Source organism: Thermogemmatispora argillosa, assembly GCF_059696725.1.
Genome location: NZ_AP019377.1, coordinates 748,473 through 774,794 on the forward strand (window position 1 = coordinate 748,473; position 26,322 = coordinate 774,794).

The following is a 26,322-nucleotide window of genomic DNA, read 5'->3' on the forward strand; positions in this document are numbered from 1 at the left end:
GTCAGGGGGATCAGCCGTCATCTCGGGCGTCTTTCAGGCGCCTTGCCTGACCCCACGGGGGGCAAACAGCAGCGCCTCATGCTCGCGCTACTGATCGTGGTGATGCTGCTCTTACTTGTGCTGATCTCGCTGAGCTGCTATCTGTGCTACCTGATCCTGCGCTAGGCCCTGGCGGGCAGAGGTGGGCCACACTGGCCCGGATCTCAGCCAGCGTGCTCACTGCCCGGCAGTGCGCAGCTTCCATCGCTGCAAGCCTGATCCTGGCCCTCCGCGGCCCCCATTCCAGGGGCGGCCATCAGCTGTGGCTCCTCGCGAGTGCTCTCGCGCCACACTCGCTCTAGTACCTCGCGCAGGAGCGCCACCGGCTGAGCGCCCGCGACCGCATAGCGGCCTGCCAAGAGGAAGAAGGGCACCCCCTGAATGCCCAGCTCCTGAGCGCGCCGCTCATCGGCCCGCACCGCTTCAGCGTAAGCCGAGCCGTGCAGCACAAGCTCCACCTCGTGCGCCGGTAAACCCACCTCGCCAGCCAGACGCTGGAGTGTCTCCAGCTCACTTAAGGCCGCCCCCTCGCTAAAGTAAGCCCTAAAGAGACGCTCAGCCAGCTCCTGCGCACGCCCATGCGCAGCAGCCAGATGAAGCAAGCGATGAGCATCAAACGTATTGCCATAGCGCGCCTGTTCCAGACGGAAGGTCAGGCCCTCCTGAGCAGCCAGAGCACTGACGCGCGCATTCATGGCCTCAGCCTCGGCCAGCGAGACACCGTATTTGCGCGCCAGCATAGCGCTGACGCTTTCACGCGCCTCGCGCGGAGCAGCCGGATCAAGCTGGAAACTACGCCAGATCAGCTTGACGCGATCGCGCCCGGCAAAGTCCGCCAGGGCTTTCTCCAGGCGCCGCTTGCCGATATAACACCAGGGACAAACAACGTCCGACCAGATCTCAATCTCCATCTTGGCCTTTGCCTCGCTTCTCAACGGCTGACTGACTGACCGACCGACAGCCCTCAGCGGCTGAGCCGACAGGCGACCACTGAGGGCTGAGTGGAGGTCTCGGCCAGACAGGCCTTTCAGGCGTCCTGCGAGACGGCCTGTGGCCTGCGGCTGATCACAATACCGATCGCCACAACAATGAAGGCTGCTAGCGCCAGCCCGATAAAGAGCGCTGTCTCCCGCTGGCCAATGCCCAGCAGGGCATCAAGCGCATAGTCGCCCGGCCCCGTGAGACCGATGACGATGCTGACCAGGAGCAGGAGTAAGCTATATTCATAGCCACCGCGCTGCATCCAGAAGCCATTGCGCCAGTGGCTTTTGAAGGTCGCCATTGCCATCGCGCCCGCCATGCCAGCCGCTCCGACAGCGGTCAGAAAACCAAGGGCTACTGCCAGGCCACCACCTACCTCCCCTAGAATGGCGAGCGTCACCCAGAGCCAGGCCGGCTGCAGTCCCTGACGCGCAAAGTTCTCCCGCGTGCGCGCCAGTCCCGCGCCGCCAAACCAACCAAAGAGCTTCTGTAACCCGTGCCCGGCCAGCGTTAAGCCGGCTCCCAGGCGCAGGATGAGCAGTCCAAGGCTCAGGGTCACTGACACCTGCGTTGCTCTCCTTTCTTCTTCTCTTCTCTATCGTGATGCGCCAGAAAAACAAGGAGGGCCTTAGCGGCCTCCCGCTCTCCAGCGCCTCTGCTTCGGCTTTTCCTTTCCTTACAAAAGTAAGGGTATCATAGAAAGCTGCTAACGTCAAGGATGTTGCTTCCATATTTATAGTATGGTATACTGGTGCTATGAAGAGAGCTGAGCGAGAAGAGCCGGCGGCGAAGCCGGAAGCCTGCAACGCAACGACGCCGATGGGACGCGCCGTTCGTCTGGTCGGCGATGCCACTACATTGCTGATTATGATTAGCCTGCAGCGCGGCCCGCAGCGCTTCAGCGAGCTGCTAGAGCAGCTTGGCCCGATCAGTTCGCGCACGCTGACTCAGCGCCTACGCTGGCTAGAGGAGCTGGGCTTTGTCGAACGTCACGCTTTCCTGGAGATTCCGCCCCGCGTTGAGTATCAGCTGACCGCCAGCGGACGGGAGTTCGGCCAGGTCATTGCCGCCATCGAAGAATTCGCGCGTAAGCATCTGGCCAATCCGCAGTCGCCTGGCCTGTGCCATGCTCAGCCCCTCTCTCCAGAGGCCGCCCCTGGCTCCGCCGCCGCAGCAGAGAGCCTTATTCAGTCCTCCGAGACGCAGGAGTCGGAGTATTGAACGTCTCCCAGGCTGACCGCACTTCCTTGCCTCCTTCGCCTGGGCCGCGCTGCTCTTTTCTGTGCTTCAGCCCATCTTCTGCAACCCTGTCCGTGTCGGCCTTGCCAGGTGGCCACCCTCTTGCTCATCACCCTTAGCAGTGGACCCTTTTCTACGGCTGGCTATCGACGTGACAGCGCAGCGGCAGACTGGATGGGCGAGACAAGAGGTCCAGGCTTGCCCACTAGCTAGATAGGAGAGGCCCGGCGCCCTTGCTCGCTGGTGGCGGTGCTTGCGCCGCGGAAATAGATCGCGCGGCGGCGGTGTTGCACAGAGTGGAAGGCCAAGAGAGAGGGAGGCTGAGGAGCTGATCAGGACGAGCAGGGCGCGACGGAGAGCGCTACGCGGAACGCTTCCGCTCCCCCGACCTCGATTTAACCTGTAGGCTCCTCGTGCGTATCTCTTAAGCGGAGGAGAGAAAAAGGTCGGCAGGTGGATCAGGTACGTGAGCCGGATAGCGGAGAGGGCAGGAGAGGAGCGCCAAGCGCACGGGCGAGCAGAGGCCCGAGGTAGGGCGCAAATCTTGATTGCCTGTCTGCCTCTAGCTCCACCTGCCGGCCTCTAGCCACGCTTGGCGAGCGAGCGCGCCAGCGTCTTTAAGCTGGTCAACGCGGCTCCGGTGCCTCGTGAGATCGGTCGAGGGCCAGGAGTAGAAGCAGAATAAGCATCGCCAAATAAAAGGCAGGAGAAGCTTAGACAACGAGGAGTGTGACCCGTATGCATCATCATCACCATCATGGTTGGGGCTGGGGCGGCCCCGTCTTCTTCCCCTTCGGCTTTGGCCTGGGGGGCGGTTTGCTTGGGGATTTGCTCGCGGGCGGTCTCGGCTATATGCTGGGCCGCTGGCAGGGACGCAACCAGCCATACCAGGGCTATCCGCCCTATTATCAGCAGGGCTATGGCTATCCGCCCTATCAGGCGCCAGCTCAGAATCCCGGTGCCACAGCGGATGCGCGTCTGGCTCAGCTCCAATTGCTGGAGCGGCTGCGCGCCTCGGGCGCTCTGACAGAGGCCGAGTTTGAGGCCGAGAAGCAGCGCATTCTGAGCGGCTACTGAGCGTGCACCGCATCTATTCCACGCTCTGAAAGCAATATAGGCTGAATCTCACAAAAGATAATATAATAAACAGAAAGGGAGCACCCTGAGCGGTAGCTCCCTTTCTGTTTACAGATGAAACCTGCGCGATCGGGTGAGCGCTGGCCTGCTCTGCCGAGGCAAGTGGATGGTAAGGGCTTCGCGCGGGTTTTTTTAGCGATGCGACCTCCTTCTCCCCCTTGTCGGTCAGCCACGATGAAGATCGGCAGAGAAGCGGGCAATACAACGTTCTCTTTGGTGGGCGATCCAGGTCGGCCACCGTACCACGTCTGGGTGGTCAGCCAGGCCGTTTATATCCGCTCTATGCTCACTGCCAACCGCAAGCTTCAAAAAAATCATGATGTCTCGCAGGCTGTCTGATTTTCAGATTTTGAGGAGGAGGATCACCTATGGATGAACCTGATGAGAAGCCAGAGGCACTGCCTCCAGCCGAGGCAGCGAGCGATTCGCTGACTTCAGGATCGCAGTCTCAGGCAGCCTCATCATCGACTCCAGCCACCTCTGAGGCGGCATCGCCAGCGCTCGAACCCCAGCAAGCTCCAGTCCTGGAGAACGAGGCCAGGCAGCGAGCGGCCGCAGAAATAGCCGCCCAGGAATCTGCTACGCTTTCGCCTGAAGGCGCTCCTTCTCTCGAAGAAGAGAAGAAAAATCTGCAAAAGAGGCAAGTGCAGACTACCGCCAAGACTGTGCGCGCGACTGATCCCTACAGCGGGCCGGAAGGCCCCTCGCTGAGCGAGAGCGCAGGGCCTTATCCTGAACCGCTGCTCCCGCCACCCCCACCGCCAGCGCATGTGCCGAGGACCGTGCGCTTGAGTACCGCGATCATTATCGGCGGGCTCATCTTCCTGCTCTCGACTACCTCCGCCATCTTGATCGCCTTATATGCCAGCGCCGGCGGCTTCGCGCCCTTTATCAAGCATCTCAACGTCCCCAGCACGGCCACGACCGCCGCGCTCACACGGCGCGTCCATCAGCAAACGCCTACCTTATCGTCCTCACTGCCCTCATCGTCCACGGCGTCCTCCAGTAGCATCACCGCTACCGTCACCGTCGTCGCTACTGCTACCGCTCCGGCTCCGCCGACCGTTATCGTCGTCGGCCCTACTCCCACGGCGGCAGCTACTGCGCCGTACAGTGGCCCAACGGCTGACACCCTTCTGCACGCCTTCATTGCCAATTATCTACCTATTGCCTGCTCAGCCGATGGCGCTTGCATTCGCCCGCTGCCGCCAAACTGGTGGCTCTCCTGTTGCGAATTCTATCCAGCGCATGGCTCTTATCAGTTTTACGATACCTCGGGGGGCGCTCCTGGCCTCGGCACAGAGATGATCGTGGCGGTCTTCCAGACAGGAGCGCATGCGAAAACGGTCCTCGATCAGTTGATCAGTAGCCAGGCCTGGGTGGCGCCGCACTATGCTATTGTGGATAACTGCGCTCTTCTGACCGAGAACATCAACGCCCTCACCGATTGGAACCAGTATATCGCGATCATGCAACAGCTCTGCTAAGGCAGCGGAGCAGCCCTGACGGGGTACGTACCTGGCCTGGCATCGCTCACTCTTGGATTGCTTCAGGCCTTCAATTTCTTCGTCTTGGCTACACGCAACCCTCTCCCTCCGCCTGTCTACTCTGGACGACATTTCGGCTTCCAGCTTCGTTGCGCCGAAAAAGAGCGGCCAGCCAGAGATCTGCCGCCTCTAGACCGGGGCACGCGGCAGACGCCAGCCTCCTTATGCATCGACGCTGGCTGGCCCTGGTGGGCATTCGTCCGAAGAGCGCAGAGGGAACTTTGTCTTTCTGGCTCTGACATCTCTCTCAGCGGCCTGGCGCCTCCCAAACCTGCACTGTGCCATCGACCCCTGCTGAGGCAATGTAGCGGCCATCCGGCGACCAGGCTACGGCCAGCACTGTATCGCGATGACCACTATAGCTGAGAATGAGGCGGCGGCGTGCTACTTCCCAGACCTGCACTTCCGCGCCCTGGCCCGCCGTTGCCAGATAGCGACTATCCGGTGACCAGGCCAGGCTGTGCGGATAGATCACGGGGCCAACCTGGCCACCGCCGGCCAGAAAGTGCCCGCTGAGCGAGAGGGCTTCTCGGGCGCTGCTCACCTCGCGTACGATCGTCTGCACCGGCTGCAGCTTGCCGGCATTGGTGATGGTGAGCAGGCTTTGCCCTACCATGTAGGCCAGATAGCGGCCATCCGGCGACCAGGCGGCGGCGATGGCGTGAGCCAGCTCGGGGAAGTAGTGCAGGGGGCGCCCCGTGGCAGCTTCCCAGAACTGCACAGCGTGCGTGCGACCCGCCGAGGCAATGGTTTTGCCATCGGGTGACCAGGCTACAATGTAAGAGGGCTGCCCTCCGGGCGGGGGATTGGTCGGGTAGGTCACCAACACCCGACCGCTGACGCCCTCCCTGATGGTCACGCAGTACTCGCTGGCCACTGCCACGCGCTTGCCATCTGGCGACCAGGCAAAGACGTAGACATTGGCGAAGGCCCCCGGGCCTGTGTCAGAGAAAACGTCATAGAGGGCCTGCGTGTTGCCACTGGCCGGATCTAGGACCTGCAGCGGGCCAGCCCGCACCCCCAGATAGCTCAGTTGCCCGGTGCCCGAAGAGAACCAGCTCAATACGTGGATGAGGTCGACTGTGTCATCCTGGTAAAGGAGCACCGTCTTTCGGGCGGCGAGATCGCAGACCCTCAGATCAGGAATATCCCCATCAGTGCAGTAGGCCAGCCGTTGGCTGTCTGGCGACCAGACCACATCGAGTACTGAGTGCCCCGCTGGCGCGCGAAAGGTCACCAGCGTCACCCCAGGGGCCACCGCCGCGGGCCTCGACGCAACGGTCGCCGTTGCTCGTCCCTGGCTCAAGCCAGAGGGCAGCTCCTGACAACCAATGAGCGTGGCGCTGATCCCCGCTCCCGCTCCCAGCACAGTGAGGCCGCCGAGAACACTGCGTCGCGAAAGGCGCACATCATTGCTTCCGCTCATGGAATCACCTTCCCGTTCTCATCAGCTTAGAGGCGCAAGCCAGAGCCCTGATGGTTGGCTGGTTGTTGCCTCCGATTCCCTTGCCTCTCTCAAGGTGCCTTCACGGCGCTTTCCAGACATGCACTTCTCCATCGCTGCTGGCCGAGGCCAGCCAGTCCCCATCAGGGGACCAGGCAACGGCCAGGACAGGTGCCCGATGACCGCGATAGGTCAGGGCCAGGCGGCGGCGCGCGATCTCCCAGACCTGCACCATCGCCCCCTGACCAGCCGTGGTCAGCCAGCGACTGGACGGCGACCAGGCCAGGCCTCGTAGCAGCAGAGGGATTTCATGCCTGGCTGGGGCCACAGCAGGATAGAGCGCCGGCTGCGACAGCAGGAGCCGCCCGCTGTCCGCCTGGCGGACCACGAGCCTCAACGGCTGAGGCTGATTCCAGGATTGGAGCGAGACCGTGCCTGCCAGATAGGCCAGGGCCTGCCCATCCGGTGACCAGACGGCAGCCAGAGCCTTGGTTTGCTCGGGGAAGTAGTGCAGAGGCCGACCGGTGGCGGCCTCCCAGAACTGCACAGCGTGCGTGTGCCCCGCCGAGGCAATGGTTTTGCCATCGGGTGACCAGGCTACAATGTAGGAGGGCTGCCCTCCCGCCGGCGCCGCCTGCGGATAGCCGACCAACACCCGATGACTCGCCCCATCATAAACGGTGACCGCATAATCGTCGGCAAAGGCCACCCGGCTCCCATCCGGCGCCCAGGCCAGAGCATAGACCGGAAACGGGGCAGCAGTCGCCAGCTTCGCTGGACTTCCGGCTACCAGCTCATCATCGATATGCGCCGTGGTCACGTTCCATAGCCTCAGCAAGGAAGCCACCACCTGTTTGCTCCCTTCCAGAAAGCTGAGGTGCAGACCACGCGGTACCCAGGCCAGGGCCGCGCCCCGGGTTCCCAGCGCCTGATAGACCGAGTGGATACGACCAGAGGCCTCCCAAAGGTAGAGTAGCCCCGGCGACTCACCCTCACTCACAGGTATAGCCAGAGCCGCTAACAGGCTGCTGTCAGGGGCCCAGGCCAGCCCATATGGGATAGCTGGCTTCTTGAGGAAAGACATTTGATGACGCACCAGCAGCGTTCCAGGAGCAGGCCGGGAACCAGCTCCAGCGACCTGCTGCGACAGCGAGAGCCACTGCTGACTGGCGCCGGCTTCCAAAGGCGACGGCCGGCCCGTCAGTGTCAGCGCCTGCCGCAAGAGGCTCCGCCGGGACAAATGCCTAACAAACTGAGGAGCAAGCAGTGTACCCATGACGCCATCTTTGACCTCTCCGTGGGTTCAAAAGTGGGACTTGTGAGGACTTCAGCGGCCCGGGGCCAGGCCGGCCCGTCCGCCATCTTCCTCTGGAAGAGACAGTAGCACCCGCCATGCATGCCCCGCCAGCGTTCAGCTCACACCTGTAGTGTGAGCTGTGTCACACTGCAGGCACAGAATGGCGATCCCCCCGTTTGCCTGAGCAGAACAGGGGCAGCTCCGACGGTTCCGTGCTATAATGTCCTACAAAACGCCTGTCCCTCTGGGATACTAAAGACAGCCAGGAAAAGACACACCGCTCTTTGCAAGGACATGTATATGTATCTGGATCAATCCTTACGAGAGTATCTCAATGACCTCTCTTCCTCACAACCAACACCCGGGGGCGGCTCCGCTGCGGCGCTGAGTGGAGCGATGGGTGCGGCCCTTGCCAGCATGGTCACGCGGCTCACCATTGGCAAGAGTGGCTACGCTGATGTACAGGACGAGATCGAGGACATCTTACAGAAGACCGAGGAATTACGCGAGCGCTTTCAACAGTTGATGCAAGAAGACATCGACGCCTATGAACGGCTGGCCATGAGCTTTCGGCTACCCAAAGGGAGCGCCGAAGAGAACGAGGCCCGCAGTCGTGTCATTCAGATTCGGCTGCAAGAAGCGGCCCTGGTGCCGCTAGAGGTGGCAGAGCGAGCGGCGGAGCTTATGCGCTTCTGCATGCGCCTGGCCCAGATCGGCAACAAGAACGTTCGTAGCGATATTGCCGCCGGGGCCGCCCTGGTGACGAGTGCCGCCCAGGGGGCAGCGTGGATGGTGCGCGTGAACCTGCGTTCGCTTAAGAATCAGCAGACAGTTGAGCAGCTACAAAAGCGCCTGGAAGAGGCTCTGAAGGCGGTAGAGGCAGGGCACGCCGACGTAGTTCGTCTGGTAGGAGGGACACTGTGAGCGCAACAATTCTTGACGGGCGCGCCCTCAGCGCCGCAATTCGCGGCGAACTGCGCACCGAGGTGGAGCACTTCCGTGAGAGGCTGGGATACGCGCCTGGTCTGGTCATTGTGCGCGTGGGCGGTGACGCCGCTTCGGGGGTCTATACCCGGGCTATCTTGCGCATCGCCGGAGAGATTGGCGTCCAGGCTCGGGTAGAGGAGCTGCCAGCCCTGACGAGCGCCGATGAGTTGCGGGCCTTGCTGCTGCAGCTCAACGAGGATCAGCATACGCACGGCATCATCGTTCAGATGCCCTTGCCGGCCCATCTCTCTCAGAAGATGGTCGCCGATACCGTGGCGCCGGCCAAGGACATCGATGGCATCAGCCCGGGCAGTGCCGGCAATCTCTTCCTGGGCCTGCCCAGCTTCCTGCCATCGACCGCCGCCGCCGTGATGGAAATCCTCGACCGCAGCCGCATACCGCTGGCCGGCAAGCGTGTAGTGATCCTGGGGCGCAGCAATGTGGTGGGCAAGCCGCTAGCGCTGATGCTTCTTCAACGCCACGCTACGGTGAGCGTCTGTCATTCGCGGACGCGTGACCTGACGGCCCTGACGCGCCAGGCCGATGTGTTGATCGCTGCCGTTGGGCGTCCGCGTCTGGTCACCGCCGAGATGGTGCGCCCGGGGGCGGTGGTGATTGACGTGGGGATCAATACCCTCCCGGAGGGGGGGATCGTGGGTGACGTCGATTTTGAGGCCGTCCGCGAGGTGGCTGCAGCGATTACGCCTACGCCGGGCGGCGTCGGCCCTCTGACCAATGTGATGCTGCTCAAGCAGTGTGTCCGCGCCGCCTGGCTGGCGAGTGGACTCTCACAGGAGCTACTGGGCCTTTCGGCTTCGCAATTCTAGCTAGCCTTGTTTCTGTCCTGTCCCCACGCGCTGCTTCCATTGTTCGACGCTACCTGCGGCTGCCTCTGCGATCGATCGACTGGCCCGCGCCGGCCCCCTGGCAGATAGAGGCCTGTGAGGCTGCAGGTCATAGAGAAGGGGGAGGGAGGGGCATCCGCACCCAGGAGGGCAAATAAGTAGTGCGGTGCCCCCCCCACGCAACGTGACTATGGTTCACCAGCAGCAATCATCTGGGCGCTGATGACCTCAAATGCCTGGGACCAGGCGTCTTGCATGGCCGGCGTAAAGCGCGGCCCCAGAAAGTCGGCAAAGGTGGCCAGTAGGGTTTGACCAACCAGGGGATAATGTTCCGGCTGGACACCATAGCTGTAGTGACGCTCGCCCAGCCTGCGCAGCACCGGCTCCAGGTTCTCGCCTCGCTCAACTCCAGCCACCACAGCGGCCAGCGTAGCCATGAGGCTGCTTTCCTGGCGCCGCATGTCGGTCCTGGCAAAGAGCAGGCGCGTTTGGGGAAAAGTTGTGAAGAGACGTTCATAGAACTGGCGCGCGAACATCTCTTTCTGCGGGGCAACCATCTCAAAGCTCTCTTTGAGCAGTGGCGCATTCATGTGCTTTTCCTCTATGCTGTTCTCTCGTGTCCCTTCACGAGGCGCAGGCCACAAAAGCTAGCCAGCCCACGGATGTGGCAGGGGCAGGAGCCGCTCACGCGCCGCGCCCGTGACAGTCCAAACGAACCACATGAGTCCTTTGCTCCTCGCCGCTGGAGAGCCGCAATGGCAGTCAGGCCGCTGCACTGGCATCCTTGTCGATCACACTCGCCGCATCGCTGAGCTGGTCGGTCAGGCGGCTTTGTTAATTATGCCCAATTCCTTTCTCTGGTTATACAGTACTATTTTCTATTTCCTCTGTAAATGAGTAAAATAGCTGATTATAACTTCAAATATTTATGCATTATGCACAATCACCCGCGCTCGCGTGAGACCATCTGCCAGAGACTATATAGACAAATGTCTATATGAATTTCGAGCCGCCTGCCAGGCAAGGCCTTGCCTTTGCGGCATAACTCCGCTATACTAATGGGCAAAAGAAGGGCGCGCCAAGGCTCTCGCCTGGCGTGCGGCGCAGCAGCACAGCCAGTGTGCTCATTCTGCCCTGTTCCATACAGGCCTGCCGCCGGCGACCCCTGGATTCTTCCAGGAGAGGAAGGCGGCTTCCTCCTTTCTCTCACTAAGGCACCGGCCGGAAGGTCAGCAACGGCATCGCCTCACCGTGCAAGGGAGGGCGGGTCAACCTGGCCACCGTGTTGTGCTGTCCTGCGGGGCAGTGGGCTGCCGTCAACCAGCCCTGAAGCCCGGGTCGATGCGGCTGCGGGCAAGCCCCTGGCTTGAGCCTGGGGTCGTTGACGTCTTTCCCCTCTTTCTCCTCACTAGTGAACCATCCCCCAGAAACAGGAGGCAGCCCAATGGTTCGCTCTCTCCCCAGCTCTCTGAGCGCCTCTCTCAACAGTTTGACACGGCGTCCGGCGCTGGCGCTCAGCCTTAGCGACCGTCTTCTCCACTATACTCCCTACCAGGCGCCGGCCACTCCCGACGGCTGGCACGATGCCTGTCTGGCCAGCGACGGCAGCATTGTCCGCGTGCGTCTGGCCCGCGCCAGCTCCTTTCTCGCCGGCACCTTTCAGGTTCAACGTATCAGCGACCCTACTCAGGCGAGCCAATGGGCAACCGGCGCCTGGATAACGCTCCCTGGGGCCGCCGGGATTATGAACCAAGAAGGCGGCTGTGCCATTGCTAACTGCGGCGGCCTCTTACGCGCCTTCGCCCAGCGTGGCAGCGGTGGTAATCAGCTTTGGCTCTGGACCTCCAGCGACAACGGCCAGAGTTGGAGTGGCCCGATCACGGTGCTTTCTCCTCCTAGCAATGCCTTCATTAAGGGCATTGCCTGCGCCGGCACCAACGATGTCTTTTTCGCCTACGATGTGCTTGGCGGGGAAGCTATCGGCTGCTCCTTCTTCAGCGGCAGTAGCTGGTCAGCCCTCCAGAGCTGGACCCTGCTCCCGCTCAGCGCCAGCGGTGGACTGGCCGTCACCTGTTCCGGCTCTCTCTATACGCTGATCTACTCCGACAATTATTCGCTGGCCTCCTGCACTTTCAATGCTGCTACCGGTCAGTGGAACTATGGCACTGTCATCGCCCCAGCGACGACCACCGCGATCATGCGTTTGGCTCCGCACCTCTCGTATGCCAACGGCCTCTATACGCTCAGCTGCATTGAGGCCGATAGCGGGAATCTCACTGGCTCGGTCTATAGCTACCCCCGCCTGCGCCAGTCGGCTGACCTGCAACACTGGTCGAATGGGACTATTCTCCACTGGCTCCCCTGCAGCTATGGCGCGGTCGTGCTTCCAGCGGTTACGCCTCCCAGCGGCAGCGCTGGCCCGCGCGCCTATGTTGTGACCATGCCAGCGATCGCCAGCGCTCCGCTGCCTCAGAGCACGACCGCCGCGCAGGAGCTTGACCTTTCATCTGCTGTTCTGGCCTATCGCCGTCTGGAGCGCCCTGGCTGTCCTGCCCGGTTGGAGGTGCTGCTTGACAACAGCAGCGGCCGCTACAACGCCCTGGTGGGCAGTCCCAGTCACCCCGGTCTCCTGGCTCCAGGGGCAACGCTGACCTTGAGCGAGGGGTACTATGCTGGCACGCCTTCGCTGCCTGTGCTGATCAAGACGGGCAGCTACATGCTCAGCCAGCTTCATTTTCTGCGCTCACCCCAGGAAAACCGCTTGCTGCTGGTCGCCAGCGATCGCACACGGCAGCTCGACCTGCTGGCTCGCTACCAGAATAGCTATAGCGGCCAGACGCTGGCTTTTCTGCTCAGTGAGGTCTGCGCCCGCGCCGGTCTTTTTAGCGTCGCTCTGCCCACAAGTGCCCAGTTGAGCCAGATCATTCCGTCCTTTGTGCTTCACGCGGGCCGGCCTTATCGAGCCGCCCTCGATGAATTGTGCAATACGTACAGTCTGGTCTACTTTCTCGATCAGGATGAGGTACTGCGCTTCCGCGAGTTGAGCAGCAGCGAGGCGCCCGCCTGGTCCTACCAGCCGGAGATCGAACTGCTTCGCTTTGGCAGCAGCGATGAGCGCGCTAATCACATTATTGTCAGTGGCAAGCCGCCGGCGGGTGGCCCTCCCCAGGCCTTGACCACGGCTGAGGCCTACGACGACGCCCATCTACAGCAGGTGGGCTGCGAGCGCCTGCTTTTCCATATCGATCAGAAGCTGACAACGACGAGCCAGTGCGCTCAGAAGGCCACCTTTCTGCTGGCTCAGGAGCAGCGGCAGGCCAGCCGCCATCGTATCGTCGTACCGCTGAATCCAGCTCTGCAGCTCTTTGACGTGCTTGCTCTGGCCGACAGCCTTGCCCCTACTGGCAGCGGCCAGAGCCTGACCTGTCGCATTAGCGGCTTGACAGTGCACTACGAGGCGCAGCAAGGGCAGGCCGAGATGGTGCTTGACCTGGAAGGTCTCTAGCAGGAGAGCGGGAGAGGCCTCGACCTGACTAGGAGAGCAGCCCGCGCTTGAGGGCGCGAATGCGGGCGTCGTTGCGATCAATGCGGCGATAGGCCAGCCACAATTCGTTTGCAACTGGCTGGGGCGGCTCCCAGAGGAGGCGCAACTGCCCGGCCTCCAGCGAGCGGCGGCAGAGATAGTCTGGCAAGACGCTAATGCCATAGCCTTGCTCGACAGCGCGCTTGATGGCGTGCAGGTCGGGCAGTACCAGCGCGGCCTGAAAGCTGGGGCGGCGTTCAAAGCACTGCAGCCAAAAGCGGCGAATGATCGGCAGCTCCGGCCCGTAGCTGATCCAGCGCTGGCTTGTTAACCACTCTTCTAGCGGCGTCCGCTCGCCTCTGGCCGCCGCTTCGACGAGGGGCGCCGGTACAGCCAGGGAGGCCGGCCCGACCAGTACGAAGCGTTCGTCGTCGAGATGGAGAAATTCCAGGTCGCGCGAGGCGAGCTGCTGCGTGGCGATGACGGCCTCCAATCGCCCATGCTCAAGATCGTTGATCAGGTCGGCGGTCTCTCCAAATTGCAGCCAGAGCCGGTATGGGAGAGAAAGCAAGCGCGTCAGCAGTTGCTCTTGAAAATATTCGCGCGGCGCCCCACAGCGCAGCAAAGGTGGACGCTGCTGACCAGCTCCCAGCGTCTGGCTAACCTGCTCCAGGGTTTCAATGGCCTGCACAATCTGATTGTAGAGTTCTTTGCCACGCGCCGTCGGGATCATCCGCCGCGGCGCACGGAGAAAGAGCGGCTCCCCTACGGCGGCTTCCAGGGCCGCCAGATGCTGGGTGACTGCTGGCTGCGTCAGCAAGAGGGCCCGCGCCGCTCCCGAGACGGTGCCGGCCCGATAGATGGCAATAAAGCTACGGTACCACTCCAGATCAACCATAAATTTATTTATAGGTATGCCCAGAAAGACTATTTGCTTTATAGCACAGCCACAGCATAGAATGCCAGTGGCGGCGCGGCAAGAGTCAGGACAAGGCAGCTACCATACCATAGGCAGCGTTTCCGTCGGGCCGACGCCGCTTGATTTTGGCCCAGCCTGCAGCGAGTCCTGTTCACACGGACAGCTATAGAGACAGCTTTCACTTCCCCTTTATAGAGTAGCAAGGAAAGGAGTGGTTTCTCCGTGGCTCAAGCGCGTCACATTCTGATGGTGGTCACTGGTCACGACCGCATCGATGACGAGCACCGGACCGGCATTTGGTTTGAAGAATTCGCAGTTCCTTATCAGGCCTTTAAAGAGCAAGGCTGGCAGATCACGGTCGCCAGCCCGCGCGGTGGCAGTGTTCCCGTTGACCCGCGCAGCGAGCCGAAAGATGAGGAGGCGCAGAAGTACGCTGAGGCGCGCGCCCAGCTTCATAACACGCGCCCGCTGGCCGGCATCAACGCCTCCGATTACGACGCTATCTTTCTGCCTGGCGGGCACGGCGTGATGTTCGATCTGGCGGAAGACACCACCTTGCATCGTTTGCTTGGTGACTTCGAGCGCCAGGGTAAGATCATCGCCGCCGTCTGTCACGGGCCGGCGGGTTTGATCGGTGCGCGGCGTGACGACGGCCAGCCGCTGGTAGCGGGTAAGACGATTACCGCCTTCACTGATGAGGAAGAGCGCGCTACCGGGCTGGATAAGTTCATGCCCTTCTTGCTGGAGACGCGCCTGCGCGAGCTGGGAGCCAACTTTGTGACGCGCCCCAATTGGTCCGACCATGTTGAGCGCGACGGGCGCCTGATCACAGGTCAAAACCCGCAGTCGAGCGCCAGTATTGCGCGCGCGGTGATCGAGGCGCTGAGCTAGGCTGGCGGGTCTGGTGGAGCGAGCGCCCCCGCGAAAGAACGTGAGCGCGCGGGAGGCGTTTCGCTCTCAATGAACCGAGAGCTTTGAAAAGGGTTGACGGCAGCTTTGGGCGCTGCCGTCAAGTCACATGGCGCTTGCGCCCCGATCTTCCGGCCATCGTCTATGACAAGTCTTTTCTCCTCTTTTTTTATCGGAAGGCCTCTCTTTTTTATCGGATGGCCTCGCCCCTAAGCCAGCCTCCTCGCTCCCAGCCAGCGCTAGCCCAGGTTGGCTTAGGAGGCTTTGCCAGCCCGTCGGCGCCGCTGCTCGGCCCTCTTGCGCCGGTATTCCAGACGGCGCCGCCGGCGCTCACGACGGCGGGCCTCCTCCAGCGCTGGATCGATCTCCGAGGCTGTAGCCCCCTGAGCCTCTTCTTGCCCCTGATTACGGGTGGCCGCCGACTGACCGGCGGTAGCTTTTCCCCGGAAGCTCATGCGTACGACCATGACCGCTAGCACCAGGGAGATGATCAGCAAGGCAAAAGAGAAGCCAAGGAGATAGGGCCCCGTCCACGCTGGTAGCAGGGTCGTCCTGGCAAGCGCGCTGCAAAAGAAGACCAGGGCCAGGAGCAGGTACTCACTGCCCGTAAGGATATTGACTTGTTTGAGGGGAGAGCTGCCCGGCTGGGCGAGCAGGCGCCGGCGCCCCACGACCAGGTTATACCCCCCCAAGGCCACAAAGAAGAGGCCAAAGATGATCAGTATGCGTGGATCGCTCATTAGTGCACGTACTCAAAGAACAAGAGTGCTTGCCGCTGGCCGGGATCAGCCAGCCGGCGTTAGGTCGGTAGGTAGGTAGGTAGGTAGGTAGGATTACGAGCGCCCTGTGGGGCGAGCCACTGCGGCGCGCCCGGGTCGGGTAGTCCGCCCTCGTTCATATTGCCAGCGCAGGAGCAGCGCCAGGAGCAGGCACAGCAGCGGCCCCGTCACGAGATTCAAGCTAAACGTGAGCGGATCAAGGATGCGCAGTGTGCGCAGCGGCAGCGCGATATCGGCATGAGGGATCTGCAGCAGGCCCGCCAGGCCCTGAAAGACCCAGAGATCGGGCGCCAGCACCAGCGCCAGGCCCAGTAAGGCCGTCAGCAGGAGGTAGCGCGGCCAGCTCGGCAGCGGCGGCTCTTCCCCGGAAGCCGTGAGCGCCTCCGGCGTCTCATAACCATAGGTGCTCAGGAGTAGCAAAGCCAGGGCCGCCCCGTTCAGGACCAGTGGCTCCAGCGCCAGTACATCGAACATGCTCCCATTGCCCAGAAAGAGAGGAATGCGCCAGAGCAGCGAGAAAATAATCAGGGCGGCATCGGGCTGGCTGAGGTCGATGTGAATCGGGACCTGCCAGGGCAAAAGCGCCGAGAGCAGGCGCAGCGTCGGAAAAGGACTGGGTGCGAACTGGTAGAGGACAAACATGGCATCGTAGGCTGCCGCAAAGAGGTAGCCAACCACCGTTGGCAGCGAAGCCAGGAACAGTACCGCGATCACGTAGCTCAGCAGCGAGCGGCGCGCTTTCCCTGGAGCGGCTCCTGCCGCTGCGGCTTCCGTTGACCCTCCCTCCTGGTGCTTTATCTCTTCTTCCTCCTCATCCTCTTCCTCCTTCTCCTCTCCCTCAGCCTCTCTTTCCTCATCTGGGCCCTGGTCTGGAAGAGCAGGGGTCTCCTCTTCTGCATGCCGAGTTTGCTCCTCCGCCTGGCGAGCATCTTCAGACTCTACTGCCTGCTCGTCGCGCTTGAGCGAGACGACCATCACTTGCTCATCGGTATCGGCCTCGGTCTCCATCTGACTGGCGATCGGGCTGGGGAGACGAGTCGGCGCGGGCCGCAGTGGCGCAAAGGCTAAATGGCCGAGCGCAGCCCCCACCAGGCTTAGCACCAGAGCAAAGATGGTCACCAGTCCCCAGGTGCTCAAAAAGGCCAGGCGCAGTTCGGCCTGCGTCAAGAGTGTCGGCAGCACAGAGGGATAGGTCAGGGCAGCACCCAGGTGACACAGGGCCAGAATAGCGCCGGCCAGGGCCGCTTCTAGCAAGCCGGGGCGCTGCAGCGTGTGCAGTTTACGGATGGCCGTGACCAGCAGCCCACAGCCAGGGGCCGCCAACACCGCCACAGGTACCAGTGCCGTCGAGGGCTGGACATTCAAGCGGGCGATAATAGCGAAGAGCAGCCCCACCACGGTCACAACCTCTACTGCCAGCCAGGCCGGTCCACGCCTCTGCTCGGTCCATTGCTTTTCTTCTGTGGCAGCAGCGACCGGTGTCGCCGCGGCGGTCATCTCTTCCGCCTGCTCTTCGGCCTCTTCAGCCGATGAGAAGGCCGCTTTTCTCTCGGCGCTCCCCTGGGCCTGCGGAGCAGCGGTAGTGCGCTCAGAACGTTCGGATTCTTGCATGCAGACGCTTAGCTCCTCATGGACAATCTGCCAGGATAGTAGCACATTGGGGGCAGAGCGACAAGAGGCAGGCCAGTCGCTGCCGCGGCTGGCCTGGTCGTCGCCGCGGCAAGAGAGGGGAGCCACAGTATGACAGGCAAGCAGGAGACCTGCTCAATAGAGCAGGCAGGTGAGCGATCGAGGCTCACAGGAACCTGGGGGAAGGGAAAGCAGCCCGACGAGCGAGGGCGTGTCAGGCGTCGGGGCTGCCGGCTCCCGGAAACCAGATAATGGCGCTGACTACCTCTTTGCCGGGCACTGCCAGTTCGCCCTTGTCAGGCACCAGCCAGCCCTCCAGGAAGGCGCGTAGTTCGCGGCGCGTCGCCTCATCGTCGGGCAGGAGTAGCTGCTCTAGCAACTCTTCCACGGCGACATCGAGCGAGGGATAGCGCAGCGAAAGGGGCGTCCTGACAATCTCCACATTGGCATAGATCCCCATCTCAAAGAGGACATCCAGCAGGTGAATATAGGCCGGCTGGCGGGCCAGCTCCCTGCCATGAAAGTGGCGCCAGACAGGGGCTGTAAACTCATCGAGGTGGGTGGCCCGCATATAAATATAGCAGGTCCTTCGGGCGGCGGCGCGCAGCTTCTCGACAAAGGGGACAACCTCGCGAATCGGATAGAGCACATGGCTACAGAGCACGATATCGGCCCTCAGATCAGTCGGAGCCGCTTCCCAGGTCGACTGGATCGTCACGATGTTGTTCACCCCTCTCTCCGCCGCCTCCTGGCGCAGGTAGCCCAACATGGTCGCGTTTGGCTCGACCGCGTAGACGGTCTGCACCAGCGGCGCTACAGCCAGTGCGAAGCGGCCCGTTCCTGCCCCCACGTCGAGAACGGTGCGCGACGGCTCCAGCTCCTGACGGACGCGTAGAAAGAAAGGATCACTCGCGCCCCGCTCGCGCGTGCTGCGATGGTAAAAGCGCGCGCGCCGGTCCCAGAATTCGGCGCTGGAACGCCCCAGGCGGGCATAGATGGCCTCCATCTGCTGCGCACGCGCATCATGAAGGGCGTACCAGCGTTCAAGTGCGCTCTCCATAGCTCTCCTCTTCTCCTCTGCCTGGCTTCTCACCACACAGGCCGTGGCCAGGGAGCTGGTTCGCTATCCCTGCGCTGCCCCGCCAGGCTCCAGCTTCGCTTTCAGGCACGAGAAGAACTGGCCTGTGAGTTTCTCGGCAGTGCCTTGCAGGAGGCGCGCTCCCACGCTGGCGATTGTCCCACTCACCACGACCTTGGCTTCCCAATCCATGCGCGTCTGATTGCTATCGACCGCCGTCAGGTGCATATCGCCCGCCAGCTCGACGGCGCTCCCCGGTGCCTTGCCGCGGGCCTTCACCACCATGTGATCCGGCTCGTGCATCTCGGGTCGCGTTACATCCAGGGTAAACTTGGCTTTCACGGCGCCGATGCCCACGCTCACCACAGCCTTCCAGTGCTCCTCTCCGAGCACTTCGAGACTCTGGAAGCCAGGGGCGCACTCGGCGACTTTGTTGACATCCAGCAGGAAGGCCCAGACCTTATCGATCGGGGCAGCGATGGTTTGCGAACCAGAGAAATCCATAGCGACCTGTCACCTTTCGTGTGTTGCGTCTGCCTTGGGCGCAAGATAGCGCTGCGGATCGCTGTCAAAGAGCCGCTTGCAGGCGGGGCAGCAGAAATAGAAGTCTTGCCCCCGATAGGTGCTGCGCTGCCTGGCGGCGGCTACCTCTACTATCATACCACAGACCGGATCAACGGCGCTCGCTGGCGGCGCTGTTGAGGCGGCCGTCGACTCGGAAGGCGCCACCTCATGAGCGGGCCGGCGCCGCCGCATCTGGACCAGTTCGGCGAGGATGCTGGCAGCGATCTCCTCGGGCGTGATGGCTCCCAGGTCCAGGCCCGCGGGGGCGTGCAGGCGCCCAATGACGCTTTCCTCCAGGCCAGCTTCGCGCAGGTACTGGCGACAGGCTTCGGCTCGCCGACGGCTGCCAACCATGCCAACATACCAGGCAGGGCTACGCAGGGCCCGGGCGACAGCCTCTTCGTCATATTCGCCGTGCGTGGCTACTACGATAGCGCTGCGTTCGTCGGGTTGCATGGTGAGCAGGCCGCTCTCATCCACGCGGACAATGGCAAAGTCCAATACTGGCGCCAGGCGGGCCAGAGCAGCTACGACTGGCGAGGCGCCGATCAAGAAGAGGCGTGGCTGTGGCAAATGTGGCTCCATGTAAATGTCCAGGACGCCGCCGCTGCTACAGGTCATGGGAAAGATACGTACCCCGGGGCCAGCGCGCTTGAGACCGGCCTCCGGCGCCCCCAGGCGCAGGAGATAGGGATCTCCTCCCTCGTGAAGGAGGCGCAGGGCTTCACGCACCACGACTGGCTGGGCACAGCTCCCGCCGATCCAGCCGCTGACGCTCCCATCGGCCTGGATCAAGGCCCGCGCCCCGGGTTTGGCTGAGGTGGGCCGCTCGCACCAGACCACGGTAGCCAGGACGAAGGGTTTGCGCGCCTGCTCCAGACGCTGAGCCAGTTTGAGCACATTCTCAGGCATAGCCGTTCCCTCCAGGCAGCCGGAACCGGCAAGCGGTCAGCGGCTCAGCGGCTCACGGCTGCCTTCATCCACCTGGTCGGGATTGCTCGGCGCCACGCTAGGCCGTGGCAAGTCCTTTCTCTTTGAGAATGGCCCAGACTTTCCAGGGAGTGATGGGAATGTCGATGTGACGGACGCCGACATGCGCCAGGGCATCGACCACGGCATTGGCAATGGCCTGGGGCGCGCCAACGGTCGGCGATTCGCCGACGCCCTTGGCTCCGATGGGATGGTGCGGCGAGGGCGTCACGGTGCGCGCCGTCTCCCAGCGTGGGGTTTCCATCGCTGTCGGGATCAGGTAGTCCTGGAAGTTGCTTCCTAGCACATTGCCGTTCTCATCGTAGGCCAGTTGCTCGTAGAGGGCCGGCGCCAATCCCTGGGTCAGGCCACCGTGAATCTGTCCTTCGACAATCATCGGGTTGATCACTGTGCCGCAGTCGTCAACGGCCAGGAAGCGGCGAATGTGCACTTCGCCCGTGCCGCGATCGATGTCGACGACGCAGATGTAGCTGCCGAAAGGATAGGTCAGATTGGGCGGATCGTAATAGTTGACGGCCTCTAGCCCCGGCTCCAGATAGGGCGGGCAATTGGTGTAGGCGGCAAAGGCGATCTCCTGGATGGTCTTGCCTTTGCTCGGGCTGCCGCGCACATAGAAGCGCCCCGGCTCCCATTCGAGATCTTCTTCGCCCACTTCCAGCAGATAGGCGGCTATCTTGCGCGCCTTGTCACGGATCTTGCGCGCGGCCACAGCGGTGGCGGCCCCGCCAACCGGTGTGCTGCGGCTGGCGTAGGTGCCCAGCCCGTAGGGGGCGGTATCGGTGTCGCCGTGTTCGACGTCAACGTCGTCGGGCGAAATGCCCAGCTCGGCGGCAATGATTTGGGCAAAGGTGGTTTCGTGGCCCTGTCCCTGCGTCTGGACGCCGATGCGTGCCAGGACCTTGCCCGTGGGGTGGACCCGGATTTCACAGCTATCGAACATTTGGATGCCGGCAATGTCAAAGTGTTTGCCGGGGCCGGCGCCAACGATCTCAGTGAAAGAGGAGATGCCGATGCCCATTAGCTCGCCGCGCGCTCGCTTTTCGGCCTGCTCACGCCGCAGCTCTTCGTAGCCGATCTTCTCCATCGCCAGGCGTAGGGCGCGCTCGTAGTTGCCGCTGTCGTAGGTCCAGCCCAGGGCTGAGCGATAGGGGAAGGCTTCAGGCTTGATGAAGTTCTGCAGGCGAATCTCAGCAGGATCTTTGCCCACTTCGCGCGCCAGAGTATCCATCATGCGCTCAATGAGATAAGAGGCCTCCGTGACGCGGAAGGAGCAGCGGTAAGCGATGCCGCCGGGGGCCTTGTTGGTGTGCACGGCGTCGACGGCGACATGGGCATGCTTGAAGTCGTAGGAGCCGGTGCAGATGTGAAAGAGGCCGGCGGGGAACTTGGTCGGCTGGGCTGCCGCATCAAAGGCGCCGTGATCGGCCAGGGTGTAGACGCGCAGGGCTTTGACCGTGCCGTCTTTGTCGGCAGCGATCTCCGCGTGGATGTGGTAGTCGCGCGCAAAGCCGGTGCTGGTCAGGTTCTCGGTGCGGTCTTCGATCCATTTGACCGGCCTGCCGGTCTTGAGGGCGGCGACAACGGCGCAGACGTAGCCGGGATAGACAGGGACCTTGTTGCCGAAGCCGCCCCCGACATCAGGTGAGATGATGCGGATACGGTGTTCTGGCAGGCCCGAGACAATGGCGAAGAGGGTGCGATGGGCATGTGGCGCCTGCGAGGTCATCCAGACGGTCAGTTTGCCGGTGGCCGTGTTGTAGTCGGCTACGCAGCCGCAGGTCTCGATGGGCGCCGGGTGAATGCGCGGAATGTACATGTCCTGGCGCACAACAATGCCGTTCTGCTCGGCTTCGGCAAAGGCGGCATCGGTGGCGGCGCGATCGCCGGTTTCCCAGTGGTAGATCTGGTTGGTTGGCTGGCGATCCTTTTTGTCAGGCCGCAGCAAGGGGGCGTCGGGCGCGAGAGCTTTGTGGGGGTCAACGACGACGGGGAGCGGCTCGTAGTCGACCTCGACAGCGGCGACGCCATCGGCAGCCGCGTAGCGGCTCTCGGCCACGACAAAGGCCACCTCTTGCATTTGGTAGAGCACGCGATCGACAGCCAGCACGGCCTCGGTGTCACCGGAGAGGGTGGGCATCCAGGCCAGGCCAGCAGCCTCCAGGTCTTTACCGGTGATGACGGCCACGACGCCCGGCACTTGCAGGGCTTTGCTGGTGTCGATGCTTTTGATCAGGGCGTGGGCGTAGGGGCTGCGTACGATGTCGCCGTAGAGCATGCCCGGGAGCTGGATGTCGTCAACGTAATTGCCTTTGCCGCGAATGAAGCGCGCATCTTCTTTGCGCTTGTAGGGCTCTCCCAGCCCGTGTACCTGGGGTCCTGTACTGGTAGTGGTCATGGCTATTCACCTCCGCCGCCGCTGCCGGCGGGTACCTGCTCTGGTTGCGGCTCGCGCAGCTTCTGCGCTGCGTATTGGATGGCCTTGACAATGTTGACGTAGCCTGTGCAGCGGCAGAGATTGCCCGAGATGCCTTCACGAATCTCTTGCTCGCTGGGGTTGGGGTTGCGCTTAAGCAGAGCCAGGGCGGCCATCATCATGCCCGGCGTGCAGTAGCCGCACTGGAGGGCGTGCTCAACGTGAAAGCCTTCCTGCAGCGGGTGCAGCCTGCCGTTCTGTTCCAGGCCTTCGACGGTCAGTAGTTCGCGCCCGTCGGCCTGGACGGCCAGCATGGTGCAGGATTTGACGGCCTTGCCATCGACGAGAATGGTACAGGCGCCGCAGGAGGAGGTGTCACAGCCGATGTGGGTTCCGGTGAGGCGCAGGCTGTCGCGCAGCCAGTGGACGAGCAGGGTACGCGCCTCAACGTCGCCTTCATAGAGCTTGCCGTTAATAGTGACACGAATGTGATGGATGCTCATTGCGATGCGCCTCCTGTTGCGCGATGGCGTGCCTGACGCAGTGCCCGGATGGTTAGGGTCTCAACCATCGCCCGCTTGTAGTCGGCGGGGCCGCGCAGGTCGCTGACGGGCTGAGCTTCAGCGGCGGCTTGTCTGGCAGCCTGAGCGATGACGGCCTCATCAAGGGTACTGCCAAGCAGGAGCTGTTCGGCGGCGCGGGCCTTGATGGGGGTCGGGCCAACGTTTGTCAGGCCGAGGCCTGCGTAGGTGACATGGCCGCTGTCGTCCAGGGTGATATAGGCAGCGACGCCGGCGATGGCATAGTCTCCGACTTTGCGTTCGAGCTTTAAATAGGCGCCACCGCTGCGCTCGCCTGGGGCCGGAATGCGGATCTCGGTCAGCAGCTCGTTGGGTTGCAGGCTCGTTTCAAAGCTGCTGTCGGTGAAAAAATCTTCGATGGCGATCAGGCGCTCACCAGCGGGGCCGGTTGCCACGAGCTGGGCGCCCAGGGCGAGCATGGTCGCCGGGTGATCGTTGGCGGGATCGGCATGGGCCAGGTTGCCACCGACAGTGGCCCAGTTGCGCACAACGGGATCAGCGATGACGCGCGCCGTGTCCGCCAGAATGGGATAGCGCCGACGAATGAGGTCCGAGGTCTCTAGATCGACCTCGCGCGTCAGCGCGCCAATGTGGAGAATGCCGTCAGCTTCCTGGATGTACTCCAGGTCACGCAGGCGGTTGATGTCTACCAGAACGGCGGGGGAGGCGAGGCGAAAGCGCAGGAGGGGAATGAGGCTGTGCCCACCCGCGAGCACCTTGGCATCGGCGCCGTGCTGGTCCAGTAGAGCGATGGCCTCAGCGACGCTGCCGGCCACCTGGTAGTCAAAAGGACCAGGGATCAAGGGGAGATCACCTCCGTTTCGTCACTGGCAGCCTACTGCTTGACTGGCTGAGAGGACAGGACAGAGACAGATGGCCGCCCACCACGTGCCGACCTGCCTTGCGACCGTGGCCGCTTTAAGGACGGTCCTTTTTCTCGGAGTGGCTGGCTGGCTGTTTGGTTCTGTCTTCTGTTGGCCTCGCATGTGGTTGCAGAGCGTTTCAAGCAAGATTGAGCAGAGCGTGGCGTGGTTCGTCTGGCTGGGTGATTAGCATTTCGCTTTTCTAAGTATAGCCAGCGCGGGGAAGCGCCTGTTACCCCCGAATGGAGGGTCTTGCTCCCCTGCTTTTGGAGGGTGGGATCGGTAAAAGCTGCGCCGGGTGAGGGCCCGGCGCAGTGGGAGGCTGGGTCAGAGCCAGCCTTGCTTAACGGCTACCATGACGGCCTCTGTGCGGTTCTTGACCCCAAGGCGGTGGAGGATCTCTTGCACATAACTCTTGACGGTATTTTCGCTGAGGTAGAGCTTGGCTGCGATCTCGCGGCTGGAGAGACCCTGAGCGATGAGGCGGAGAATCACGAGCTGCTGGGCGCTCAGCGGCTCGGGAGCCGGCTCCTGGCGCACGGGTGCCCGGCGCAGATGCGCCAGAACAGCCACCGCCGCCTTGGGGTCGATAGCCGCCTCGCCGCGGGCCACCGCTCTGATTGAACGCTTGAGGTCGAAGCGCTCGATGTCTTTGACAATATAGCCACGCGCCCCCGCTTGCAGGCACTCGGCCACCAGGTTTTCATCGGTATAGGTGGTCACGATGATCACGCCTATCTCGGGATAACGCTCGCAGACCTGGCGGCAAAGGGTTACTCCACTGACGCCTGGTAGCCGCACATCCAGCAGAATGATGTCGGGACGCAGGCGCTCGACGAGCGTCAGGGCCTGTTCGGCATTGGCCGCCTCGCCTACGATTTCAAAGTCTGGCTCTGAGATCAGCATGGCCTTGAGGCCTTCGCGGACCATTTCGTGATCATCGACGATCAGCAGGCGAATCAAGGGGGATCACCGCCTTTACAATCAGACCGCCTTCCTCGCCGTTGACCAGCAGGAGCCGCCCGCCACAGTCGCTTACGCGCTGCTGCATGCCGCGTAAACCCAAATGGGCCGGATTGTGACGGTAGTTTTCCAGGATCTCCGGCGCCAGGCCAACCCCGTTATCTTGCACGACTAGCATGGCCTGCGTGCGCGTGACTTGTACGGTGACTACGACGGTGGTCGCCTGGGCATGGCGCAGAACATTAGAGAGGGCCTCGCGCGCGACGCTAAAGAGGGCCTTTTCAACTTCCGGCGGCGGCGCGCTGGCCCACTCGGCTACGACGAGGTCCATATCCAGGCCGGCGGCGGATTCGCGCAGGTCATGGATGAGGGTGTGTAGACGACTGATGAGGCCACCGTCTTGCGTCTGCGGTTCACTGGAGGAGAGGGCAAAGATGGCGTCGCGCACCTGGGCTGTGCCAAGCGAGGCGAGCTGCTTGATGGTGCGCAAAGGCCTCTCTAGTGGCGACCCCGGCGGAAGCTGCTCTAGGGCCCAGTCGGCTTTGAGGCCAATGGTAAACAGGGTCTGCTGGACACGGTCGTGTAGCTCCTGGGCGATGCGGCTGCGCTCGTCGGCTAGCATCTGACGCTTTTGCGCCTCGGTTAGTTCATGGTGCAGGGTCTGGAGGTCGGTTGCTACACGCGTCAGCTCCTGGTTGCGGCGCTCCAGTTCGGCGGTGCGCTCGCGCACCTCGCGTTCGAGGCGCGCGGCTTGTTCCTCCATTGCGCGCCGTTCGCGGGCGATGAGCTGGGCATTGTGGATGGCGACGGCGGCCTGCGCGCTGAGCGCTTCGATTAGTTCAACGTGGCGTGGCTTGAAGCGGTTGGGCTGGGTGTGCCCAATGAGGAAGGCCCCCAGGATCGAGCCTTCACGGGTCCGCAGTTGGACACCGAGAAAGCTGCGGACGGGGATATGGCCGCGGGGGATGCCGACGTAGCGCCGGTCGGCCAGGACGTCATCAACCAGCACTGAGGTGCCTTTCCAGAAAACAGGATGCAGTACCCCGACGCCTTCGACTGGTCCCACATGGCGAAAGTGTTCTGCGACACCGTGCTCTCCAGAGATGGCCGCCAGGTGGAAGAGGCCCTTTTTGCTTCGTCGCTCTGGCTCCTCGCCGGTGAGTTCGGGGATGAGGAAAAAGGCCGCGTATTCGGCAGCCGTCACCTTGCGCGCAGCATCGGTGATCATCTGGAGCAGGCGCTGCAGATCGAATTCGGAGGTAAGGGCTATGGCGATGCGGTTGAGCTGGGCCAGCTCTTCAGCACGCTCCTGTAGGCTGGCGATCAGGTTCGTCTGGCTGTCATCGCTGGTCTGGATCATGGCAGGCTTCTTCTCTCTTGCGCGCAACTAGCCAGGCCCGAGCAAAGACGTCTCTTCGTCTCCGTTGACTGACTTCTAATTATTATAGCAGTTGTCGCCGGCTCTTGCTCTCCGTAAGTCGAGGAGGGCAATAACAGTCAGCTAGCCAGCCCGGGCACGATAGAAAAAGCCCATCAGCCGACGGCTGCGCTCGCAGTTGATAGAGACTCGCCGCCCTGGCCGGGTCGGGCCGACG

At 62.5% G+C, this 26,322-nt stretch carries 25 protein-coding genes; 9 read left to right on the plus strand and 16 right to left on the minus strand.

All coding sequences use genetic code 11. From position 1 onward, the window contains the following. Positions 1 to 42: 42 nt before the first annotated feature. Positions 43 to 165 (plus strand): hypothetical protein, encoded by a 123-nt coding sequence (locus AC6H1L_RS02980; RefSeq protein WP_497600067.1) that lies wholly within the window; start codon positions 43 to 45, stop codon positions 163 to 165. A 38-nt stretch (positions 166 to 203) separates the two neighbouring features. On the opposite strand, the gene AC6H1L_RS02985 is transcribed toward AC6H1L_RS02980, so the two are convergent. Together AC6H1L_RS02985 and AC6H1L_RS02990 are read right to left on the minus strand one after the other, a co-directional pair. After that, a complete protein-coding gene (locus tag AC6H1L_RS02985) occupies positions 204 to 950 on the minus strand; it encodes a DsbA family oxidoreductase (protein WP_497600068.1) in 747 nt (248 codons plus the stop codon). Between the two features lie 116 nt (positions 951 to 1,066). After that, a complete protein-coding gene (locus AC6H1L_RS02990; RefSeq protein WP_497600069.1) occupies positions 1,067 to 1,579 on the minus strand; it encodes a DoxX family protein in 513 nt (170 codons plus the stop codon). Positions 1,580 to 1,776: 197 nt separating this feature from the next. Between AC6H1L_RS02990 and AC6H1L_RS02995 the strand changes: the two genes are divergently transcribed. From AC6H1L_RS02995 to AC6H1L_RS03005, 3 genes are all read left to right on the plus strand, one after another. Continuing rightward, positions 1,777 to 2,241: a winged helix-turn-helix transcriptional regulator gene (locus AC6H1L_RS02995; protein WP_497600070.1), complete on the plus strand. Its 465-nt coding sequence runs from the start codon at positions 1,777 to 1,779 to the stop codon at positions 2,239 to 2,241. Between the two features lie 756 nt (positions 2,242 to 2,997). Beyond that, positions 2,998 to 3,336, plus strand: a complete 339-nt coding sequence (locus AC6H1L_RS03000) for an SHOCT domain-containing protein (protein ID WP_497600071.1) — start codon at positions 2,998 to 3,000, stop codon at positions 3,334 to 3,336. Between the two features lie 704 nt (positions 3,337 to 4,040). Beyond that, entirely contained in the window at positions 4,041 to 4,883 is an 843-nt protein-coding gene (locus tag AC6H1L_RS03005) for a hypothetical protein (RefSeq protein ID WP_497600072.1), read from the plus strand. 307 nt (positions 4,884 to 5,190) lie between these two features. On the opposite strand, the gene AC6H1L_RS03010 is transcribed toward AC6H1L_RS03005, so the two are convergent. Together AC6H1L_RS03010 and AC6H1L_RS03015 are read right to left on the minus strand one after the other, a co-directional pair. Next, positions 5,191 to 6,369 (minus strand): WD40 repeat domain-containing protein, encoded by a 1,179-nt coding sequence (locus tag AC6H1L_RS03010; protein WP_497600073.1) that lies wholly within the window; start codon positions 6,367 to 6,369, stop codon positions 5,191 to 5,193. 100 nt (positions 6,370 to 6,469) lie between these two features. After that, positions 6,470 to 7,663 (minus strand): WD40 repeat domain-containing protein, encoded by a 1,194-nt coding sequence (locus AC6H1L_RS03015; protein ID WP_497600074.1) that lies wholly within the window; start codon positions 7,661 to 7,663, stop codon positions 6,470 to 6,472. A gap of 315 nt (positions 7,664 to 7,978) precedes the next feature. Between AC6H1L_RS03015 and AC6H1L_RS03020 the strand changes: the two genes are divergently transcribed. Further along, positions 7,979 to 8,608, plus strand: a complete 630-nt coding sequence (locus AC6H1L_RS03020; RefSeq protein ID WP_497600075.1) for a cyclodeaminase/cyclohydrolase family protein — start codon at positions 7,979 to 7,981, stop codon at positions 8,606 to 8,608. Beyond that, positions 8,605 to 9,498, plus strand: a complete 894-nt coding sequence (locus AC6H1L_RS03025) for a bifunctional 5,10-methylenetetrahydrofolate dehydrogenase/5,10-methenyltetrahydrofolate cyclohydrolase (RefSeq protein ID WP_497600076.1) — start codon at positions 8,605 to 8,607, stop codon at positions 9,496 to 9,498. The genes AC6H1L_RS03020 and AC6H1L_RS03025 overlap by 4 nt, the downstream gene beginning before the upstream one ends. A 206-nt stretch (positions 9,499 to 9,704) precedes the next feature. Here AC6H1L_RS03025 and AC6H1L_RS03030 read toward each other — a convergent pair whose 3' ends face one another. Continuing rightward, positions 9,705 to 10,106, minus strand: coding sequence for a globin family protein (locus AC6H1L_RS03030; RefSeq protein WP_497600077.1), 402 nt, complete (start codon positions 10,104 to 10,106; stop codon positions 9,705 to 9,707). Positions 10,107 to 10,215: 109 nt separating this feature from the next. On the opposite strand from AC6H1L_RS03030, the gene AC6H1L_RS03035 reads away from it, so the two are divergent. Both AC6H1L_RS03035 and AC6H1L_RS03040 read left to right on the plus strand, forming a co-directional pair. Continuing rightward, positions 10,216 to 10,413, plus strand: coding sequence for a hypothetical protein (locus AC6H1L_RS03035; RefSeq protein ID WP_497600078.1), 198 nt, complete (start codon positions 10,216 to 10,218; stop codon positions 10,411 to 10,413). Positions 10,414 to 10,960: 547 nt separating this feature from the next. Next, positions 10,961 to 13,021, plus strand: a complete 2,061-nt coding sequence (locus tag AC6H1L_RS03040) for a hypothetical protein (RefSeq protein WP_497600079.1) — start codon at positions 10,961 to 10,963, stop codon at positions 13,019 to 13,021. Between the two features lie 28 nt (positions 13,022 to 13,049). Here the strand turns inward: AC6H1L_RS03040 and AC6H1L_RS03045 are convergent, their stop codons facing one another. Beyond that, positions 13,050 to 13,937: a LysR family transcriptional regulator gene (locus AC6H1L_RS03045; RefSeq protein WP_497600080.1), complete on the minus strand. Its 888-nt coding sequence runs from the start codon at positions 13,935 to 13,937 to the stop codon at positions 13,050 to 13,052. A 243-nt stretch (positions 13,938 to 14,180) separates the two neighbouring features. Here AC6H1L_RS03045 and AC6H1L_RS03050 point away from each other — a divergent pair, with 243 nt between their 5' ends. After that, complete coding sequence (locus AC6H1L_RS03050; RefSeq protein WP_497600081.1) at positions 14,181 to 14,849, plus strand: type 1 glutamine amidotransferase domain-containing protein; 669 nt, start codon at positions 14,181 to 14,183, stop codon at positions 14,847 to 14,849. A gap of 272 nt (positions 14,850 to 15,121) precedes the next feature. Here the strand turns inward: AC6H1L_RS03050 and AC6H1L_RS03055 are convergent, their stop codons facing one another. The 10 genes from AC6H1L_RS03055 to AC6H1L_RS03100 all read right to left on the minus strand — a co-directional run bounded on the left by AC6H1L_RS03055 (position 15,122) and on the right by AC6H1L_RS03100 (position 26,087). Further along, positions 15,122 to 15,607: a hypothetical protein gene (locus AC6H1L_RS03055; protein ID WP_497600082.1), complete on the minus strand. Its 486-nt coding sequence runs from the start codon at positions 15,605 to 15,607 to the stop codon at positions 15,122 to 15,124. 93 nt (positions 15,608 to 15,700) lie between these two features. Next, entirely contained in the window at positions 15,701 to 17,257 is a 1,557-nt protein-coding gene (locus AC6H1L_RS03060; protein ID WP_497600083.1) for a hypothetical protein, read from the minus strand. A 232-nt stretch (positions 17,258 to 17,489) separates the two neighbouring features. Then, positions 17,490 to 18,335 (minus strand): class I SAM-dependent methyltransferase, encoded by an 846-nt coding sequence (locus AC6H1L_RS03065; protein ID WP_497600084.1) that lies wholly within the window; start codon positions 18,333 to 18,335, stop codon positions 17,490 to 17,492. Positions 18,336 to 18,398: 63 nt separating this feature from the next. Further along, positions 18,399 to 18,857 (minus strand): SRPBCC family protein, encoded by a 459-nt coding sequence (locus tag AC6H1L_RS03070; RefSeq protein WP_497600085.1) that lies wholly within the window; start codon positions 18,855 to 18,857, stop codon positions 18,399 to 18,401. A gap of 9 nt (positions 18,858 to 18,866) precedes the next feature. Continuing rightward, a complete protein-coding gene (locus AC6H1L_RS03075; RefSeq protein WP_497600086.1) occupies positions 18,867 to 19,829 on the minus strand; it encodes an XdhC family protein in 963 nt (320 codons plus the stop codon). A gap of 97 nt (positions 19,830 to 19,926) precedes the next feature. Continuing rightward, on the minus strand, positions 19,927 to 22,302 hold the full coding sequence (locus tag AC6H1L_RS03080; RefSeq protein ID WP_497600087.1) for an aerobic carbon-monoxide dehydrogenase large subunit: 2,376 nt from the start codon (positions 22,300 to 22,302) through the stop codon (positions 19,927 to 19,929). A gap of 2 nt (positions 22,303 to 22,304) precedes the next feature. Then, a complete protein-coding gene (locus tag AC6H1L_RS03085) occupies positions 22,305 to 22,823 on the minus strand; it encodes a (2Fe-2S)-binding protein (RefSeq protein ID WP_497600088.1) in 519 nt (172 codons plus the stop codon). Further along, positions 22,820 to 23,704 carry an FAD binding domain-containing protein gene (locus tag AC6H1L_RS03090; RefSeq protein ID WP_497600089.1) on the minus strand — a complete coding sequence of 295 codons (885 nt, stop codon included), beginning with the start codon at positions 23,702 to 23,704 and terminating at the stop codon, positions 22,820 to 22,822. Before AC6H1L_RS03090 ends, AC6H1L_RS03085 begins: the two co-directional genes overlap by 4 nt. Positions 23,705 to 24,091: 387 nt before the next feature. Then, entirely contained in the window at positions 24,092 to 24,727 is a 636-nt protein-coding gene (locus tag AC6H1L_RS03095; RefSeq protein ID WP_497600090.1) for a response regulator, read from the minus strand. After that, complete coding sequence (locus AC6H1L_RS03100; protein WP_497600091.1) at positions 24,702 to 26,087, minus strand: GAF domain-containing sensor histidine kinase; 1,386 nt, start codon at positions 26,085 to 26,087, stop codon at positions 24,702 to 24,704. Before AC6H1L_RS03100 ends, AC6H1L_RS03095 begins: the two co-directional genes overlap by 26 nt. Between the last annotated feature and the right edge of the window lie 235 nt (positions 26,088 to 26,322).